The organism is Mycolicibacterium sp. MU0050, from assembly GCF_963378085.1.
In the GTDB taxonomy this organism is placed as follows: domain Bacteria; phylum Actinomycetota; class Actinomycetes; order Mycobacteriales; family Mycobacteriaceae; genus Mycobacterium; species Mycobacterium wendilense.
This window is the reverse complement of record NZ_OY726395.1, coordinates 2,142,177-2,158,180: the sequence shown is the minus strand read 5'-3', so window position 1 is coordinate 2,158,180 and position 16,004 is coordinate 2,142,177. Positions and strand designations below refer to the sequence as shown.

Below are 16,004 nucleotides of genomic sequence, written 5' to 3'. Positions count from 1 at the left end.
CTGCCGACCACGGCCGGTTGTGCGGCTTCGAATCCCTTCGCGGTGTCGCCCACCTCGGTCACCCTCAGCAGCAGGAGGTCGCCGGCGTGGCCGCGTCGTTCTGCGTGCCGCAGCAGGTGGCCCCGGCCTCGGGATCGAGATGCTGCGGGCTGCTGCCGAAGGTCTCGGAATCGGCCAACACGGTGTAGACCTCCCACTTCTCCCCCGCCGGCCCGGTCACCCAGACCTTGTCCTGAGTGGCGAAGCAACAGGTGGTGCCGATCTCCTCGTCGGTGAACAAGCCCTCCCCGGAGAGCCGGGCGATCTCGGCGTGCACCTGCTCGGTGTCGCCGACCTCCACCCCGAGGTGATTGAGGGTGCCGCCCCGGCCGGGGTTCTCCAGCAGCACGAGCTTGAGCGGCGGGTCGGCGACGGCGAAGTTCGCATACCCCGGCTTGACCTTGGCCGGCGCGGTGTCGAACAGCTTGGTGTAGAACGTGATGGCCTGGTCGAGATCGTCGACGTTGAGCGCGAGTTGGATCCTGGACATGATGCCCCCTTCTGGGGATTCCGACATATATCGAACTATGGCAAACGCCAGAATCCTCTCCTCTTTGATATATGTCAATATCCCTGGCAAGATTGTTCCATGCCCAAGGCGTTGCCCGTGATCGACACCACCGAGCCGGTGTGCTGCGCCCCGGTCGCCGCCGGCCCGCTCAGCGACGACGACGCACTGCAGATCGCCACCCGCCTGAAGGCGATCGCCGACCCGGCCCGGGTCAAGATCGTCTCGCTGCTGTTCAACTCGGCCTCCGGGGAACTGAACAGCGGTGAGCTTGCCGCGAAGCTGGAGTTGACCGAGTCCACCGTCAGCCACCACCTGAGCCAGTTGCGCAAGGCCGGCTTGGTGACCTCGGATCGCCGCGGGATGAACGTCTTTCACCGGGTACGCCCCGAGGCGCTGCAGGCGCTGTGCATCGTGCTGGACCCGGACTGCTGCACCTGAGTCAGGGCAGCGGCGCCAGGTCCTGCAACAGGGTGGGCACCAACTCGCTGACCGTCGGGTGGATGTGCATGGTGCGCGAGATCGCCGTGTACGGCAGCTTGGCCGTCATGATGTCCAGGATCGAGTGGATGACCTCGTCGCCGCCGACGCCGAGCACCGCGGCACCCAGGATCTGTTCGCTCTCGGCGTCGACGATCACCCGCATGAACCCTTGGGTCTCACCCTTTTCCACCGCGCGGCCCACCCGGGTCATCGGACGGGTCGCGACCAGGGCCGGCCGACCCGACCGGCGCACCTCAGCGATGCTCATCCCGGCCCGCCCCAGCGGCGGGTCGATGTAGAGCGCATAGGTGGTGATCCGGTCGGACACCCGGCGCGGATCGTCGTCGAGCAGGTTCGCCGCCACGATCTCGAAGTCGTTGTAGGAGGTATGGGTGAAGGCGCCCTTGCCGTTGCAGTCCCCCATCGCCCAGATTCCCTCGGCGGTAGTCCGCAGCTGATCGTCGACCCGGACGTATCCTCGCTCGTCGACCTCGACGCCGGCGTGCTCGAGTCCGAGGTCGTCGGTGTTGGGCCGACGGCCGGTGGCCACCAGCAGGTGGCTGCCGACGATCGGGTCGGCGCCGGCCGCGGCGGTCAACTCGAAACCCTTGGGGTGCTTGCCGATCCGCATGTCGGTGGCGTCGAGGACCACCCGGATGCCCTCGGCTTCGAGGATGTCGGTGATGGTCGCGGAAACATCCTCGTCCTCGCGCGATGTCAGGCGCCCGCCGCGCTCCACCACGGTGACCTCGGCACCGAAGCGGCGATACATCTGCGCGAACTCCAGGGCGATGTAGCTGCCGCCGACGATCACCAGATGTGCGGGAACGGTGTCGAGTTCGAGGATCCCGACATTGGTCAGGTAGTCGACGTCGGCCAGCCCTGGGATCTGCGGCACGACCGCGCGGCCGCCGGTGTTGAGAAAGATCCGGTCGGCCTCGATGACCTCCGGGTCGGCCCCGTCGATCCGCAGGGTCTTGGGCCCGGTGAACCTGGCGTGACCGCGCAGCAGGGTGCACCCGGGCATCCCGGCCAGCCAGGTTTCCAGGCCGTGCCGGTCCTCGAGCATGATCTTGTCCTTGCGCGCCTTCACCCGGGCCATGTCGACGGCGACATCCCCGGTGGTCACGCCGTATTCGGCGCCGCGCCGGGCCAATTGCGCCGCGTGCGCGCTGGCGACGAGGGTCTTGGTCGGAATGCAGCCGTAGTTCACGCAGGTCCCGCCGACCAGTTTCCGCTCGACCACCGCGACCGTCATCCCGGCCTCGGTCAACCGCCCGGCCAACGGCGGCCCGGCCTGTCCCGCTCCGACGACGATCGCGTCGAAGCGCGCGGTCACAGCGCCGCCGTGAGCGCCGCTATGGCGACCCCACCGAGCACCGCGACCGCATCCTCGGTCAGCGCGACCGGCAGATCGATGCCCACCCGGTCAGACAGCTTGCGGCGCAACTGAAAGCCGCCGAGGGTGCCCAGCACCGCGCCGATCATCCCGGCGCCCAATCCGCCGAAGGTGTACCCCCACGCCGTGCCCAACACCGCGCCCGCCAGCGCGCCGGTGACCAGACGCGCCGCGAACGGCGCCGCCGCGGTGCGGTTGGGGGTCTTGGGCAGCTGATCGGAAATCAGCTCGGCGACGGCCAGGACGGTCAGCAGCGCGACCACGAACCAGTTCCCCATCCACGACGCCCAGGTGCCGTCGAGGTTGATCCACTGCAGGACCGCCGCCCAGGCCAACACCGCGGGCGCGGTGAAAGCGCGGAGCCCGGCGACCGCGCCGATCAGCACAGCCAGGAGCAGAACCAGAACGTGCGTCGTCACAGACGGACGCTAACACGTTCAGATGCGGCAGAACCTGATGTCGGACGCCAAGATCGCCTTGGCGCCGATGGCGGCGAGCTCGTCCATGATCGTGTTGACGGACTTGCGCGGGACCAGGGCGCGCACCGCCACCCAATCCGGGTCCGCCAGCGGGGCGATGGTCGGCGACTCGAGACCGGGGGTGACCGCGGCGGCCCGGTCCAACACGGCACGCGGGCAGTCGTAGTCGAGCATCAGGTACTGCTGGCCCAACACCACGCCCTGCACCCGCTTGGTGAGCTGATCGCGCGCGCGGTCGGCGGGCCGGTCGGCCGCCTCGATCAGCACCGCCTCCGAATCGCACAGCGGATCGCCGAAGGCCACCAGATCGTGCTGCCGCAGCGTGCGGCCGGACCCGACGACGTCGGCGATGGCGTCGGCGACGCCCAGCTGGATCGAGATCTCGACCGCGCCGTCGAGGCGGATGACGGTCGCCTCGATCCCGTTGTCGGCGAGGTTCTGCCGCACCAGATTCGGGTACGCCGTGGCGATCCGCTTGCCCGCCAGGTCGGCCACCGACCAGTCCTGCCCCGCCGGAGCGGCGTAGCGGAACGTCGAATACCCGAAGCCCAGCGCCAGGCGCTCCACGGTGGGCGCCCCGGACTCGGCGGCCAGGTCGCGACCGGTGATGCCCAGATCGAGCTGACCGGAGGCCACGTAGATGGCGATGTCCTTGGGACGCAGGAAGAAGAACTCGACGTTGTTGGCGGGGTCGATGACCGTCAGATCCTTGGGGTCGGTGCGACGGCGGTAGCCCGCCTCCGCCAGGATCTCGGCGGCCGATTCGCTCAGGGCCCCCTTGTTGGGTACGGCTACTCGCAGCATGGCAGTCACAGCTTCCGGTACACGTCGTCGAGGGTCAGGCCGCGCGCCAGCATCAACACCTGCGCCCAATAGAACAGCTGGCTGATCTCCTCGGCCAACGCGTCGTCGGACTCGTGCTCGGCGGCCAACCAGACCTCGCCGGCCTCCTCGAGGATCTTCTTGCCGATGGTGTGCACCCCCGCGTCCAGCGCGGCGACGGTGGAACTACCGGTCGGTCGGGTGCGCGCACGTTCGCCCAGCTCGGCAAACAGCTCCTCGAACGTCTTCACGGGCACTGATTCTTTCATGCCGTGGTGGCGCGACCGTCACGTGATCGCACGCCGGTCAGGTCCGGCCCTCGCGCAGCAGTTCGGAATGCATGTCCTCCAGCGACACACCCTTGGTCTCCCGGACGAAACGCCAGACGAACACGAAGGACAGCACCGCGCACAGGGCGTAGAAGCCGTAGGCCCCGCCCAGGAAGTTACGCAGTTCCGGGAACGTCACGGTGATCAGCCAGTTGGCCGTCCACTGCCCGGCGGCGGCCAGGCCCAGGGCCGCGGCCCGGATGCGGTTCGGGAACATCTCCCCGAGCAGCACCCAGACCACCGGCCCCCATGACATTCCGAAGGCCACCACGAACAGGTTCGCCGCGACCAGCGCGATCGGTCCGGCGGCGCCTTCGAGCCGGGGTTGCCCGTCGACCACCGGGGCGCTGGCGAAGATGACCGCCATGGTGGCCAGCGTGACCGCCATGCCCGACGAGCCGATCAGCAGCAGCGGCCGGCGGCCGATCTTGTCGATCAGGGCGATGGCGATCAGGGTGGTCAAGATGTTGACCACCGAGGTGATGACCGTGATGGTGAACGACGAACTCTCGTCGAATCCGACCGCCTGCCACAGCACGTTCGAGTAGTAGAAGATCACGTTGATGCCCACGAACTGCTGGAACATCGACAACCCGAGGCCCACCCACACGATGCCGTACAGGCCGCCGGTCGGCTTGCGCAGATCGCGCCACGAGGGCTTGTCCTCCCGCTCCAGCGTTTCCTGGATCCGATTGATGGTGATCTCCAGGTTCTTGGTGCCCAACAACCGGGTGAGTACTCGCCGCGCCTCCGGAATCCGGTGGGTGGCAACCAGATAGCGGGGCGACTCCGGGATGGTGTAGGCCAGCGCGCCGTAGATCACCGCCGGCACGGCCATCATCAGGAACATCCACCGCCAGGCCTCCATGCCCAGCCACAGTTCCTCGCCCGATCCCCCGGCCAGGTGCGCGAGCAACCAGTCGACCGCCAGCGACAAGAAGATGCCGGAGACGATGGCCAGTTGCTGCAGCGATCCGAGGCGACCGCGGATGTGGGGCGGCGACACCTCGGCGATGTAGGCGGGCGCGATCACCGACGCCACGCCGACGCCGATGCCGCCGACGATCCGGAACAACACCACCATCCAGACGCCGGTCGCCAGGCCGGTGCCGATGGCGCTGAGCAGAAACAGCACCGCGGCGATCTTCATCACCGCCAGGCGGCCGATCCGGTCGGCCAGCCGCCCCGCGGTCATGGCTCCGACCGCGGCACCGAGCAGCGCCGAGGCGACCGCGAAACCCAGTGAGGCGTTGCCGATGTCGAAATGCTTCTGCAGGGCGTCGACGGCGCCGTTGATGACCGCGCTGTCGTAGCCGAACAGCAGACCACCCAACGCGGCCACCGACGCTATGCGAAGGGCGCTCTGCCCGCTGGAGAACTGCTCCTCACCGATCGCGCCCTGGGACATCCGAGGCCCTTTCCGCCGACGCCAAATGCGTGATGAACCTCACATTTAAGCACTCCGGGCGGGAAAACGAGGCCAGTCGGTCAGCCGGCCTTACGGGCGTGCCGGTCCAGATCGGCATGCACCGCGCGCAGATCCGCGACGGAGAGCCCACGCAGCGAAGCGACGTGGCGCCGACGGGGGCTGGCCGGCACCTCCACCTCGTTGGGCACGACGATCACCGGGCACCCGGCGTCCTCGGCGGCCTCGGTGCCGGTCACCGAGTCCTCGATGGCCAGGCAGTGGGCCGGGTCGAGGCCCAGCAGGTCCGCCGCGCGCAGATACGGGTCCGGCGCCGGTTTGCCTGTGGGCACCTCGTCGCCGCACACCGACACCGAAAAATAGTGTCGCCCAATGCTGTTGAGCGCCTTCTCGGTGAGGTCACGGCGGGTGTTGGTGACCAGCGCCATCGGGACCTCGGCGGCGGCCAACCCGTCGAGCATCTCGCGGGCCCCGTCGCACCACGGCAGCCCCGCCTCGAAGAGCTCGCCGACGTAGTCGTGCATCCAGTCCGCCGTCGCGGCCACATGCGCGGGCTCGGGGTCCAACCCGAGATCCGCGTAGACGATCGTGAGGACGGAATCGCTGGAGCCCCCCACCGTCGAGTTGCGAACCTGCGGGGTCAACTCCCGATCATGGCGCCGATACAACTCGTGCAGGGCCTGATCCCAAAGCTTTTCGGAGTCGACGAGCGTGCCGTCCATGTCCCAGAGCACCGCACGCATGGCCCCGATTGTGTCATCGAAGGTTGCCAAGCCGAAATCCTGGCGGTGGCGGTGCGATCATTGTCTCGACAGTTCCCGCACCCGAGCCTTGAGGTCCTTCACCCGTTGGGCGGCCTCGTCACGGCGTTGCTTCGCCTCGCCGTGGCGGCTGGTGATGGCGGCGAGTTCCGCCTCGGCGATGGGCAGCTGCTTACGCAATGCGTCGAGGTAGTGCTCGGCTTCCATGCGCTCGTAGCTGAGATGAGACGCCGCCTGCTGGGCCTTTTCGTGGACGCGTTTGGCGTCGGCGAGCGCGATCTTGGCCTCCAGGCAGGGATCCGGCGTGGCCGGCGGTGTCGGATCTGGGGTAGCGCCTTCAGTTTCCGCAGCGTCTTCTGCTGCGTCGCCCACCAAGAACTCACCGAAACCCGACCAGCGCTGCGCCTTGCTCAGCCGCCCCAGCTGGGTGACGAGATCCGGGTCGGCGATCGCGGCGTGCAGCGTGCCGGTCACGTCGTCGAGCAGTCCCTCCGACGGTCGCGGCAGCTCCGCGGTATCGAAGGCGGCCCGGGCGAACTCGCCGACGAGCCCGCGCTGCTCGACCGACAGCCGCCGGATGGCCGCCCCGTCCATGGCGGCGTGCGCCGCGCGCAGCCGAACACCGAGATCGGCGAGGGCACGGCGGGCGTCGGGATTGTTGTGGACCAGCACATTGACCACCCAGGCCGCGATGGTGGGTTTGCGAGCAGCGCGGATCAGCGTGGCCAGGTCCCGGTCACCACGCTCCTTCGCGGCGGCCGCGAGTTCGTTCCGCAGCGCGACGAAGTGTTCCGGCCGGGCCGCGTAAAGGACGTCCAGCGCGTTCTCGGACATGCCTGCATTCTGCATCGGTCGCCCGGCGGGCGCCGACGCCCATCCACAGCCGGTTCAGACCCTGGACCTCGGCGGTCAGTCCTCCGGGTTGTAGCCGAGGTTGGGCGCGAGCCAGCGCTCGGCCTCGGCCAGGGTCCAGCCCTTGCGCTTGGCGTAGTCGGCGACCTGATCCTGGGCCAGCCGGCCGACCACGAAGTACTGCGACTGCGGGTGCGCGTAATACCAGCCGCTGACGGCGGCGCCCGGCCACATCGCCATCGACTCCGTCAACTCGATGCCGGTCCGCTTGGTGACGTCGAGCAACTCGAACAACGTGGTCTTCTCGGTGTGCTCCGGGCAGGCCGGATACCCGGGTGCGGGCCGGATTCCGACGTACTTCTCGCCGATGAGGTCGTCGTTGTCGAGTTGCTCGTCGGGCTGGTATCCCCAGAATTCCTTGCGGACCCGCTGATGCATCCGTTCGGCGAATGCCTCCGCCAGCCGGTCGGCGATCGACTCCAGCAGGATCGCGCTGTAGTCGTCGAGGTCCGCCTTGAACTCCATGATCTTGTCCTGGCTGCCCAGCCCCGCGGTGACCGCGAACGCGCCGACGTGGTCGGCCAGACCGGTGTCCTTGGGGGCGATGAAGTCGCCCAGCGACCGGTTCGGGATCCCCTCCCGGTGCTCGCCCTGCTGGCGCAGGTTGCGCAGGGTGGTCAGCACCTGGGTGCGGGTCTCGTCGGTGTAGATCTCGACGTCGTCGCCGACGGCGTTCGCGGGGAAGAAACCGATCACCCCGTTGGCGGTCAGCCACTTCTCCTTGATCAGGGTGTCGAGCATCGCCTGGGCGTCGTCGTAGAGCTTGCGGGCCGCCTCGCCGGTGGCCGGGTTGTTGAGGATGTCGGGGAACCGCCCCTTCATCTCCCAGGCGTTGAAGAACGGCTGCCAGTCGATGTACTCGCGAAGCTCGGCGAGGTCGTAGTCGAGGAACTCCCGCACTCCCGTCCCCTGCGCGGGCACGGGCGGGGTGTAGCCCGCCCACTCGATCGGGGTCCGGTTCGCGCGGGCCTTCTCCAACGTGAGCATCGGCCGCTCGTTCTTCTGCGCATGCCGTTCCCGCAGCGAGGCGTAATCCTTCTCGGTGGCCTCCAGCAGGGCCGGCCGCTGCTTGTCGTCGAGCAGCGCGGCCGCCACCGGCACCGAGCGGGACGCGTCCTTGACCCAGACCACCGGTCCGCTGCGGCGCGGCGAGATCTTCACGGCCGTGTGGGCGCGCGAGGTGGTCGCGCCGCCGATGAGCAGCGGGATCTCCAATCCCGCGCGTTCCATCTCGACGGCGAAGTTACTCATCTCGTCCAACGACGGCGTGATCAGCCCGGACAGCCCGATGATGTCGGCGTCGTGCTCCTTGGCCGCGTCCAGGATCTTCTGTGCCGGCACCATCACACCGAGGTCGATCACCTCGAAGTTGTTGCACTGCAAGACAACCCCGACGATGTTCTTCCCGATGTCATGGACGTCGCCCTTCACCGTCGCCATCACGATCGTGCCGTTGGTGTCCTTGCCCGTGACGCCGGACTCTTCCTTCTCCGCCTCGATGAACGGCAACAGGTACGCGACGGCCTTTTTCATCACCCGGGCCGACTTCACCACCTGGGGCAGGAACATCTTGCCCGCCCCGAAGAGGTCCCCGACGACGTTCATGCCGTCCATCAGCGGTCCCTCGATCACCTCGATCGGGCGACCGCCGGCGGCCGCGATCTCGGCGCGCAGTTCCTCGGTGTCGGGTTCGGCGTGCGCGTCGATGCCCTTGACCAGCGCGTGCGTGATGCGCTCGCGGACCGGCAGGGACCGCCACTCGGCGGCGGCGGGGTCTTCGCCCTTCTCCTTGCTGTTGAAGCGCTCGGCGATCTCCAACAGCCGTTCGGCCGCGTCCTCCCGCCGGTTGAGCACGACGTCCTCGATGCGCTCGCGCAACTCGGGATCGATCGAGTCGTAGGGCACCAACGCACCCGCGTTGACGATGCCCATACTCAGCCCGGCCTTGATGGCGTGGTACAGGAACACCGCGTGGATCGCCTCGCGGACCGGGTTGTTGCCGCGGAACGAGAACGACACGTTCGAGATGCCGCCGGAGAGGTGCACCCCCGGCAGGTTCTCCTTGATCCAGGCGCAGGCCTCGATGAAGTCGATCCCGTAGGTGGCGTGCTCCTCGATCCCGGTGGCCAGCGCGAAGCAGTTCGGGTCGAAGATGATGTCCTCGGCCGGGAAGCCGACCTGTTCGGTCAGGATCCGATAGGCGCGCCCGCAGATCTGTTTGCGGCGCTCCAGATTGTCGGCCTGGCCCTCCTCGTCGAAGGCCATCACGACGACGGCGGCGCCGTACTTGCGGCACAGCCGCGCGTCGTGGATGAACTTCTCCTCGCCCTCCTTCATGGAGATCGAGTTGACGATCGGCTTGCCCTGCACGTTCTTCAGGCCCGCCTCGATGACCTCCCATTTGGAGGAGTCGATCATCACCGGGACCCGGCTGATGTCGGGCTCCGAGGCGATCAGCTTGGTGAACCGGTCCATCGCGGCGACGCCGTCGATCATGCCCTCGTCCATGTTGATGTCGATGACCTGGGCACCGACCTCGACCTGTTGCAGGGCGACCGACAGCGCGGTGTCGTAGTCCTCGGCCTTGATCAGGTTGCGGAACCGGGCCGAGCCGGTGATGTTCGTGCGCTCGCCGATGTTGACGAACAGCGAGTCGTCGTCGATGTTGAGCGGCTCCAGGCCCGAAAGCCGGGTCGCCACCGGGATTTCGGGCACCTGCCGCGGCGCCTTGCCCTCGACGACCTTGGCGATCTCGGCGATGTGCGCCGGCGTCGTTCCGCAGCACCCGCCCACCAGGTTGACGAACCCGGCCTCGACGAAGTCGGCGAGGTAACCCGCCTGACGCTCGGGGGTCTCGTCGTACTCGGCAAAGGCGTTGGGCAGCCCGGCGTTCGGGTAGCAGGACACGAACGTGTCGGCGATGCGCGAGATTTCGGCGATGTAGGGCCGCATCTCGGGCGCGCCCAGCGCGCAGTTGAGGCCGACCGCGAGCGGCTTGGCGTGCCGAATCGAGTTCCAGAACGCCTCGGTGACCTGACCGGACAGGGTGCGCCCGGATGCGTCGGTGATGGTGCCGGAGATGATCACCGGCCAGCGGCGGCCACGCTCTTCGAACAGCGTCTCGATGGCGAACACCGCGGCCTTGGCGTTGAGCGTGTCGAAGATGGTCTCGACGAGCAGGATGTCGGCGCCGCCGTCGACCAGGCCGGTGGCCGCTTCGAGGTAGGCGGCGGCGAGTTGGTCGTAGCTGACGTTGCGGGCACCGGGATCGTTGACATCCGGCGAGATCGACGCGGTCCGGGTGGTGGGTCCCAGCACCCCGGCGACGTAGCGGGGCCGCTCCGGCGTGCCGAACTCGTCGCACACCGCCCGGGCCAGGGCGGCGCCGGCGTAGTTCAGCTCGTAGCTCAACTCGGCCATGCCGTAGTCGGAGAGCGAGATCGCGTTCGCGTTGAACGTGTTGGTCTCCAGGATGTCGGCGCCCGCCTCGAGATATTCGCGGTGGATCGCCTCGATGATGTGCGGCTGCGTCAGGGTGAGCAGGTCGTTGTTGCCTTGCAGATCGCTCGGCCAGTCCTTGAATCGCTCGCCGCGGTAGCCGGCCTCGTCCGGCCGGTCGCGCTGGATCGCCGTACCCATCGCGCCGTCGATCACCATGATCCGGCGCTGCAGAGCCGACGTCAGTTCCTCGGTGCAGTCAGGACGAATATTCGGCTGCATCGTGGTGGACTCCGATGTCTGCTGCTCAGGATTGTTCACACGGCTCCCTTCCATGACGGAAGGCGTCCTTGACTCTGCCGAGCGTGGCGGATATCCGGGGTGCCGCACCCCCGATAACCGTTGCAACGCCTCTCGGCCAAAAAAAGTCTACGTGGTCGCCCGATCGTCGTCCGGTCGTGGTCGTTTTCGCGGCACTGAACGGCGATGGCACTGAGTACCCACCCGAGGTCGTACGCTGGGTTGGTGACCTCGCCGGATTCCCGCAGAGTTGATCTGCCCGAACTCCACAACACCGTCATTGTGGCGGCCTTCGAAGGCTGGAACGATGCCGGCGATGCCGCCAGCGACGCCGTCGCGCACCTGGACGCCATCTGGGAGGCGTCGACGATCATGGACATCGACGACGAGTCGTATTACGACTACCAGGTGAACCGGCCGGTGATCCGGCAGCTCGACGGCGTGACCCGGGAGCTGGTCTGGCCCTCGATGCGGATTTCGCACTGCCGGCCGCCCGGCAGCGAGCGCGACATCGTGCTGATGCATGGGGTCGAGCCCAACATGCGGTGGCGCTCGTTCTGCGCCGAACTGCTGGACATCGCCGAGAAGCTCGACGTGGACACCGTCGTGATCCTCGGCGCGCTGCTCGCCGACACCCCGCACACCCGACCCGTCCCGGTCTCGGGGGCGGCCTACTCGTCGAACTCGGCGCAGTACTTCGGGCTCGAGGAGACCCGCTACGAGGGTCCGACGGGAATCGCCGGGGTGTTCCAGGACGCCTGCGTGGCCGCGGGCATCCCCGCGGTGACGTTCTGGGCCGCGGTCCCCCACTACGTATCTCATCCCCCGAACCCGAAGGCCACGGTGGCGCTGTTGCGCCGGGTCGAGGACGTGCTCGACATCGAGGTGCCGCTCGCGGACCTGCCGCAGCAGGCCGAGGAATGGGAGCTGGCGGTCACCGAGATGACCGCCGAGGACGACGAGGTCGCCGAGTACGTCGCGTCCCTGGAGGAACGCGGCGACGCCGAGGTCGACATGAACGAGGCGCTGGGCAAGATCGACGGCGACGCGTTGGCCGCCGAGTTCGAACGCTATCTGCGCCGCCGCGGTCCCGGCGGCAGCCCGGGATTCGGGCGTTAGAGGGCGATACCCAGCAGCGCGTCGACGGCGGCGGCCACGAGCTTCGGGGCGTGCTCGTCGTGCCCGCCGTACTCCAGCGCGTCGGTACACCAGCCGTCCAGGGCGGCCAGCGCCTTGGGGGTGTCCAGATCGTCGGCCAGGTAACGCCGGACCCGCCCGAGGACATCGGCGGCGTCCGGCCCGGCGGGCAGAGCCACCGCGGACCGCCAGTGCGCCAGCCGCCGCTGCGCCTCGGTGAGCACCTGCGGGCTCCAGAACCGGTCGGTGCGGTAATGCCCCGCGAACAATCCGAGCCGAATCGCGCCCGGGTCCACCCCGTCGGCGCGCAACTTCGACACCAGAACCAGGTTGCCCAGGCTCTTCGACATCTTCTGGCCGTCCCAGCCGATCATGCCGGCGTGGACGTAGTGGCGCGCGAAGCGCCGCTGCTCGGTGACCGATTCGGCGTGCGCGGCGGAGAACTCGTGGTGCGGGAAGATCAGGTCACTGCCGCCGCCCTGGACGTCGAAACCCATGCCGAGCCGGTTCAGCGCGATCGCCGAACACTCGATGTGCCAGCCCGGCCGGCCGGGACCGAACGGGGACTCCCAGCTCGGTTCGCCCGCCCGCGCCGCGCTCCACACCAGCGCATCGAGCGGGTCCGCCTTGCCCGCGCGGTCGGGGTCCCCGCCCCGCTCGGCGAACAACGCGCGCATGGTCTCGTGGTCGTAGCCGGACTCGTAACCGAACTGGTCGGTCGCGTCGGCCCGGAAGTACACGTCGGGGAACTCGGCGTCGTCCACGACGTAGGCCGCACCGGAGGCGAGCATCTTCTCGACGAGCTCGATGACCTCGTCGATCGCGTCGGTGGCCGCGACGTAGTCCTGCGGCGGCAGCACCCGCAACGCGCTCATGTCCTCGCGGAACAGCTGGGTCTCGCGGTCCCCCAGGTCCCGCCAGTGCACGCCGTCGCGATCGGCACGCTCGAACAGCGGGTCGTCGATGTCGGTGATGTTCTGCACGTAATGCACCCGGTGCCCGGAATCCAGCCACATCCGGTACACCAGATCGAAGGCCAGGTACGTCGCCGCGTGCCCGAGGTGGGTGGCGTCGTACGGGGTGATGCCGCAGACGTACATCCGGGCCGTGGCGCCCGGCGCGACGGGACGCACCTGCCGGTCGGCGCTGTCGAAGAGGCGCAACTGCGGTGCCCGACCGGGCAACTCCGGAACTGAAGCGGCCGACCACGATTGCATGGTGTCGAACTCTATTCGGGGCTCGGCGGCGCTCATCAACTGGCCAACCGGATCGCGTCGAGCAGCACGTCAGCGAGTTCGGCCCGACACATCAGCAGGTCGGGCAGATACGGATCCGGACGGTTGTAGAGCATCGGCGAGCCGTCCAACCGCGAGGCGTGCATGCCGGCGGCCTGGATGACCCCGCCCGGCGCCGCCGAGTCCCACTCCCACTGGCCGCCGGCGTGGATGTAGGCGTCGACGTCGCCGCGCACCACCGCCATCGCCTTGGCACCCGCCGAGCCGATCCGCACCAGCTCGAAGTCGATGTATTCCGACATCCGGTACAGCACCGCCGGGGGCCGGTTGGCGCTGGCCGTGATGCGGATGGGCGCGGCCGGGTCGCGGCGCGGGCCGGCGACCACGGTGTCGGAACGAAAGACCTCGCCGGTGGCGGGCAGGGCGACCACGGCGTCGGTGATGCGCCCGGCCGGACCGCCGACGCGCTGCCACAGGGCGATGTGGACCGCCCAGTCCGGCCGGTCCGGGGTGGAGTACTCGCGAGTGCCGTCGACGGGGTCGATGATCCACACCCGGTCGGACTGGAGCCGGCGCAGGTCGTCGGGGGCCTCCTCGGACAGCACCGCGTCGCCCGGGCGCTCGGCCGCCAACCGGCGCAGCAGCAGCTTGTTGGCCTGGCTGTCGCCGGCGTCGCCCAACATCCACGGGTAGTCGAAGCCGACCTCCTCGCGCATCGCCAGCAGGAGGTTCCCCGCGTCGACGGCGAGGTCGGCGGCAAGCGCGGCATCCGTCTGGTTCACGCTGTCGCCGGCCGCCATTTTCACCGTGTCAGTATCCGCGATGCGGCTACGAGCGGTGGGCGGGGGCTGGACTGACGGTAAATTCGGCACATGCGTACAACAGCGTCGGCGGCCATGATCTTCCTGACCGCGCTCGCGCCGCTGGTCGCGTGCGGTTCCGAGCCGGCCCCGCGCACCCTGACCGGCACGAAATGGCAGCTGACGTCCATCCAGTCGATGGCCGACGCCGAGTCCACCGCCGTGCCCGACCCCAGCAAATTCACCGTCGAGTTCGGAGCCGACGGCACGGCGTCGTTCCAGCTGGACTGCAACCGGGGCACCGGCAGCTACACCGCCGAACCCGGCGCCGACGGGAACTCCGGAACGCTGACGTTCGGGCCGATCGGGGTCACCCAGATGTTCTGCCCGCAGCCCTCGCTGGATCAGCGGGTGACCAGCTCGCTGGAGCACGTGCGGACCTACCTGTTCGACGGCGACCAGCTGCACCTGTCGAAGCTGGCCGACGGCGGCATCCTGAGTTGGCGGCCGGCCTGAGTCACCCGGCCCGGGTCAGAACGCCGGCCACGGGATGGGTCGATGCCGGTTGGCCGCCGGCATCACCGGGTCGTCGAGCAGGTCGCGCACCCGCTCGCGCAGCGCTTCGATCTCGGCGCCGGTGACGTGCGGGGCCAGCTGCCCGGCGAGTTCGCCGTCCAGCGCCGTCTGCAGCTCGGCGACCGTCTCGAGGATGGCGTCGTCGATGGGCTTGCCGGCCCACCCCCACAGCACGGTGCGCAGCTTGTCCTCGGTGTGCAGGCACAGCCCGTGGTCGACCCCGTAGACCCGGCCGTCGACGCCGGCCAGGATGTGGCCGCCCTTGCGGTCGGCGTTGTTGACCAGGATGTCGAAGACGGCCATCCGCACCAGGCGCGGGTCGTCGGCGTGGATCAGCAGGACCTCGTTGCCGGTGTAGTCGTGGGCGCGCAGCACCGGCAGGTATCCCGCGGGCAGCCGGTCGGCCGGGCACAGGTCGACGAGGTCCAGCGCGGCGGCCCCGGACTCGGATTCCGGCTCGCCTTCGGGCTGGGCTTCGGGCTGGTCCACCCACTGCTGCACCATGCCCGGGCCCGCCGGACCGGAGCGGATCATGGTGTGCGGCACAATGTTCCAGCCCAGCGCGGCGGACACCAGATAGGTCGCCAGTTCGCGTCCGGCCAGCGTGCCGTCCGGGAAGTCCCACAGCGGTTGTTCCCCGCTGACCGGCTTGTAGACACAGTGCGTGCGCCGGCCGTCGAGCTCGGCCTCGCACAGGAAGGTGGCGTTGCTCGCCGAGCGGATCCGGCCGAGGACCGTCAGCTCGCCATGCCGCAGTACCGCCTCCTGCTCAGGGTTGTGGGTCATCGTCAGACCCGAACAGTTCGGCGCGCCGGTAGCCGTTGGTGCGCACACAGATGTGACCGTCGGCGTCCAGCGGTTCCTCGCACAGCGGGCACGGCGGCCGCCCCGCCGAGATCACCCGCTGGGAGCGGTTGGCGAACTGCCGCGCGGACTCCGGGCTGAGGAACACCCGCACCGCGTCGGGGCCCTCCTCGGCGTCGTCGAGGACCACCGAGGCGTCGAACTCGGTGTCGGTGACCGCCAGCAGCTCCACCACCACGGTCTGCGCCTCGGAATCCCAGCCCAGCCCCATGGTGCCGACCCGGAACTCGGCGTCCACCGGGGTCACCAGCGGACTGAGGTCCTCGACGTCGGCGGACTCCGGCGGCAGCGGCGTCCCGAAGCGGCGGTTGATCTCCACCAGCAGCGCGCCGATCCGGTCGGCGAGCACCTCGACCTGCTGCTTCTCCAACACCACGGAGACCACGCGGTTGTCGTGGACGGCTTGCAGGTAGAAGGTCCGATTTCCGGGCTGGCCGACGGTCCCGGCCACAAAGCGGTCGGGGGTTCGGAAGACGTGAATTGCGCGGGCCATGGC

The 16,004-nt window shown here is 68.8% G+C and carries 16 protein-coding genes; 3 read left to right on the top strand and 13 right to left on the bottom strand.

The window, feature by feature from the left end; translation table 11 throughout:
- Positions 1 to 64: 64 nt before the first annotated feature.
- On the bottom strand, positions 65 to 529 hold the full coding sequence (locus tag R2K23_RS10100) for an ArsI/CadI family heavy metal resistance metalloenzyme (protein WP_316516387.1): 465 nt from the start codon (positions 527 to 529) through the stop codon (positions 65 to 67).
- A gap of 99 nt (positions 530 to 628) precedes the next feature.
- Between R2K23_RS10100 and R2K23_RS10095 the strand changes: the two genes are divergently transcribed.
- Positions 629 to 988 carry an Rv2640c family ArsR-like transcriptional regulator gene (locus tag R2K23_RS10095; RefSeq protein WP_316516386.1) on the top strand — a complete coding sequence of 120 codons (360 nt, stop codon included), beginning with the start codon at positions 629 to 631 and terminating at the stop codon, positions 986 to 988.
- 1 nt (position 989) lies between these two features.
- Here the strand turns inward: R2K23_RS10095 and R2K23_RS10090 are convergent, their stop codons facing one another.
- From R2K23_RS10090 to metH, 8 genes are all read right to left on the bottom strand, one after another.
- Positions 990 to 2,369, bottom strand: a complete 1,380-nt coding sequence (locus R2K23_RS10090; RefSeq protein ID WP_316516385.1) for an FAD-containing oxidoreductase — start codon at positions 2,367 to 2,369, stop codon at positions 990 to 992.
- Positions 2,366 to 2,848, bottom strand: coding sequence for a DUF4126 family protein (locus R2K23_RS10085; protein ID WP_316516384.1), 483 nt, complete (start codon positions 2,846 to 2,848; stop codon positions 2,366 to 2,368). The genes R2K23_RS10090 and R2K23_RS10085 overlap by 4 nt, the downstream gene beginning before the upstream one ends.
- An 18-nt stretch (positions 2,849 to 2,866) precedes the next feature.
- Complete coding sequence (gene hisG, locus R2K23_RS10080; protein ID WP_316516383.1) at positions 2,867 to 3,712, bottom strand: ATP phosphoribosyltransferase; 846 nt, start codon at positions 3,710 to 3,712, stop codon at positions 2,867 to 2,869.
- 5 nt (positions 3,713 to 3,717) lie between these two features.
- Complete coding sequence (locus R2K23_RS10075) at positions 3,718 to 3,999, bottom strand: phosphoribosyl-ATP diphosphatase (RefSeq protein ID WP_316516382.1); 282 nt, start codon at positions 3,997 to 3,999, stop codon at positions 3,718 to 3,720.
- Positions 4,000 to 4,036: 37 nt separating this feature from the next.
- Positions 4,037 to 5,467, bottom strand: a complete 1,431-nt coding sequence (locus R2K23_RS10070; RefSeq protein ID WP_316516381.1) for a sugar porter family MFS transporter — start codon at positions 5,465 to 5,467, stop codon at positions 4,037 to 4,039.
- An 80-nt stretch (positions 5,468 to 5,547) separates the two neighbouring features.
- Positions 5,548 to 6,228: an HAD family hydrolase gene (locus R2K23_RS10065; RefSeq protein ID WP_316516380.1), complete on the bottom strand. Its 681-nt coding sequence runs from the start codon at positions 6,226 to 6,228 to the stop codon at positions 5,548 to 5,550.
- A gap of 57 nt (positions 6,229 to 6,285) precedes the next feature.
- Positions 6,286 to 7,080: a hypothetical protein gene (locus R2K23_RS10060; RefSeq protein WP_316516379.1), complete on the bottom strand. Its 795-nt coding sequence runs from the start codon at positions 7,078 to 7,080 to the stop codon at positions 6,286 to 6,288.
- A gap of 75 nt (positions 7,081 to 7,155) precedes the next feature.
- Positions 7,156 to 10,878, bottom strand: a complete 3,723-nt coding sequence (gene metH, locus R2K23_RS10055) for a methionine synthase (RefSeq protein WP_316517188.1) — start codon at positions 10,876 to 10,878, stop codon at positions 7,156 to 7,158.
- A gap of 243 nt (positions 10,879 to 11,121) precedes the next feature.
- Here metH and R2K23_RS10050 point away from each other — a divergent pair, with 243 nt between their 5' ends.
- The gene (locus tag R2K23_RS10050; RefSeq protein ID WP_316516378.1) at positions 11,122 to 12,015 is read left to right on the top strand and encodes a PAC2 family protein; all 894 of its coding nucleotides are present in this window, start codon (positions 11,122 to 11,124) and stop codon (positions 12,013 to 12,015) included.
- Here R2K23_RS10050 and mshC read toward each other — a convergent pair.
- Positions 12,012 to 13,250: a cysteine--1-D-myo-inosityl 2-amino-2-deoxy-alpha-D-glucopyranoside ligase gene (gene mshC, locus R2K23_RS10045; protein ID WP_316516377.1), complete on the bottom strand. Its 1,239-nt coding sequence runs from the start codon at positions 13,248 to 13,250 to the stop codon at positions 12,012 to 12,014. The genes R2K23_RS10050 and mshC overlap by 4 nt on opposite strands.
- Positions 13,251 to 13,285: 35 nt before the next feature.
- Positions 13,286 to 14,068 carry a 3'(2'),5'-bisphosphate nucleotidase CysQ gene (locus R2K23_RS10040; protein WP_316517186.1) on the bottom strand — a complete coding sequence of 261 codons (783 nt, stop codon included), beginning with the start codon at positions 14,066 to 14,068 and terminating at the stop codon, positions 13,286 to 13,288.
- A gap of 72 nt (positions 14,069 to 14,140) precedes the next feature.
- Here R2K23_RS10040 and R2K23_RS10035 point away from each other — a divergent pair, with 72 nt between their 5' ends.
- Positions 14,141 to 14,584: an META domain-containing protein gene (locus R2K23_RS10035; protein ID WP_316516376.1), complete on the top strand. Its 444-nt coding sequence runs from the start codon at positions 14,141 to 14,143 to the stop codon at positions 14,582 to 14,584.
- Positions 14,585 to 14,599: 15 nt separating this feature from the next.
- Here R2K23_RS10035 and R2K23_RS10030 read toward each other — a convergent pair whose 3' ends face one another.
- Complete coding sequence (locus tag R2K23_RS10030; protein WP_316516375.1) at positions 14,600 to 15,430, bottom strand: SCO1664 family protein; 831 nt, start codon at positions 15,428 to 15,430, stop codon at positions 14,600 to 14,602.
- Positions 15,414 to 16,001: a DUF3090 domain-containing protein gene (locus R2K23_RS10025; protein ID WP_316516374.1), complete on the bottom strand. Its 588-nt coding sequence runs from the start codon at positions 15,999 to 16,001 to the stop codon at positions 15,414 to 15,416. The genes R2K23_RS10030 and R2K23_RS10025 overlap by 17 nt, the downstream gene beginning before the upstream one ends.
- Between the last annotated feature and the right edge of the window lie 3 nt (positions 16,002 to 16,004).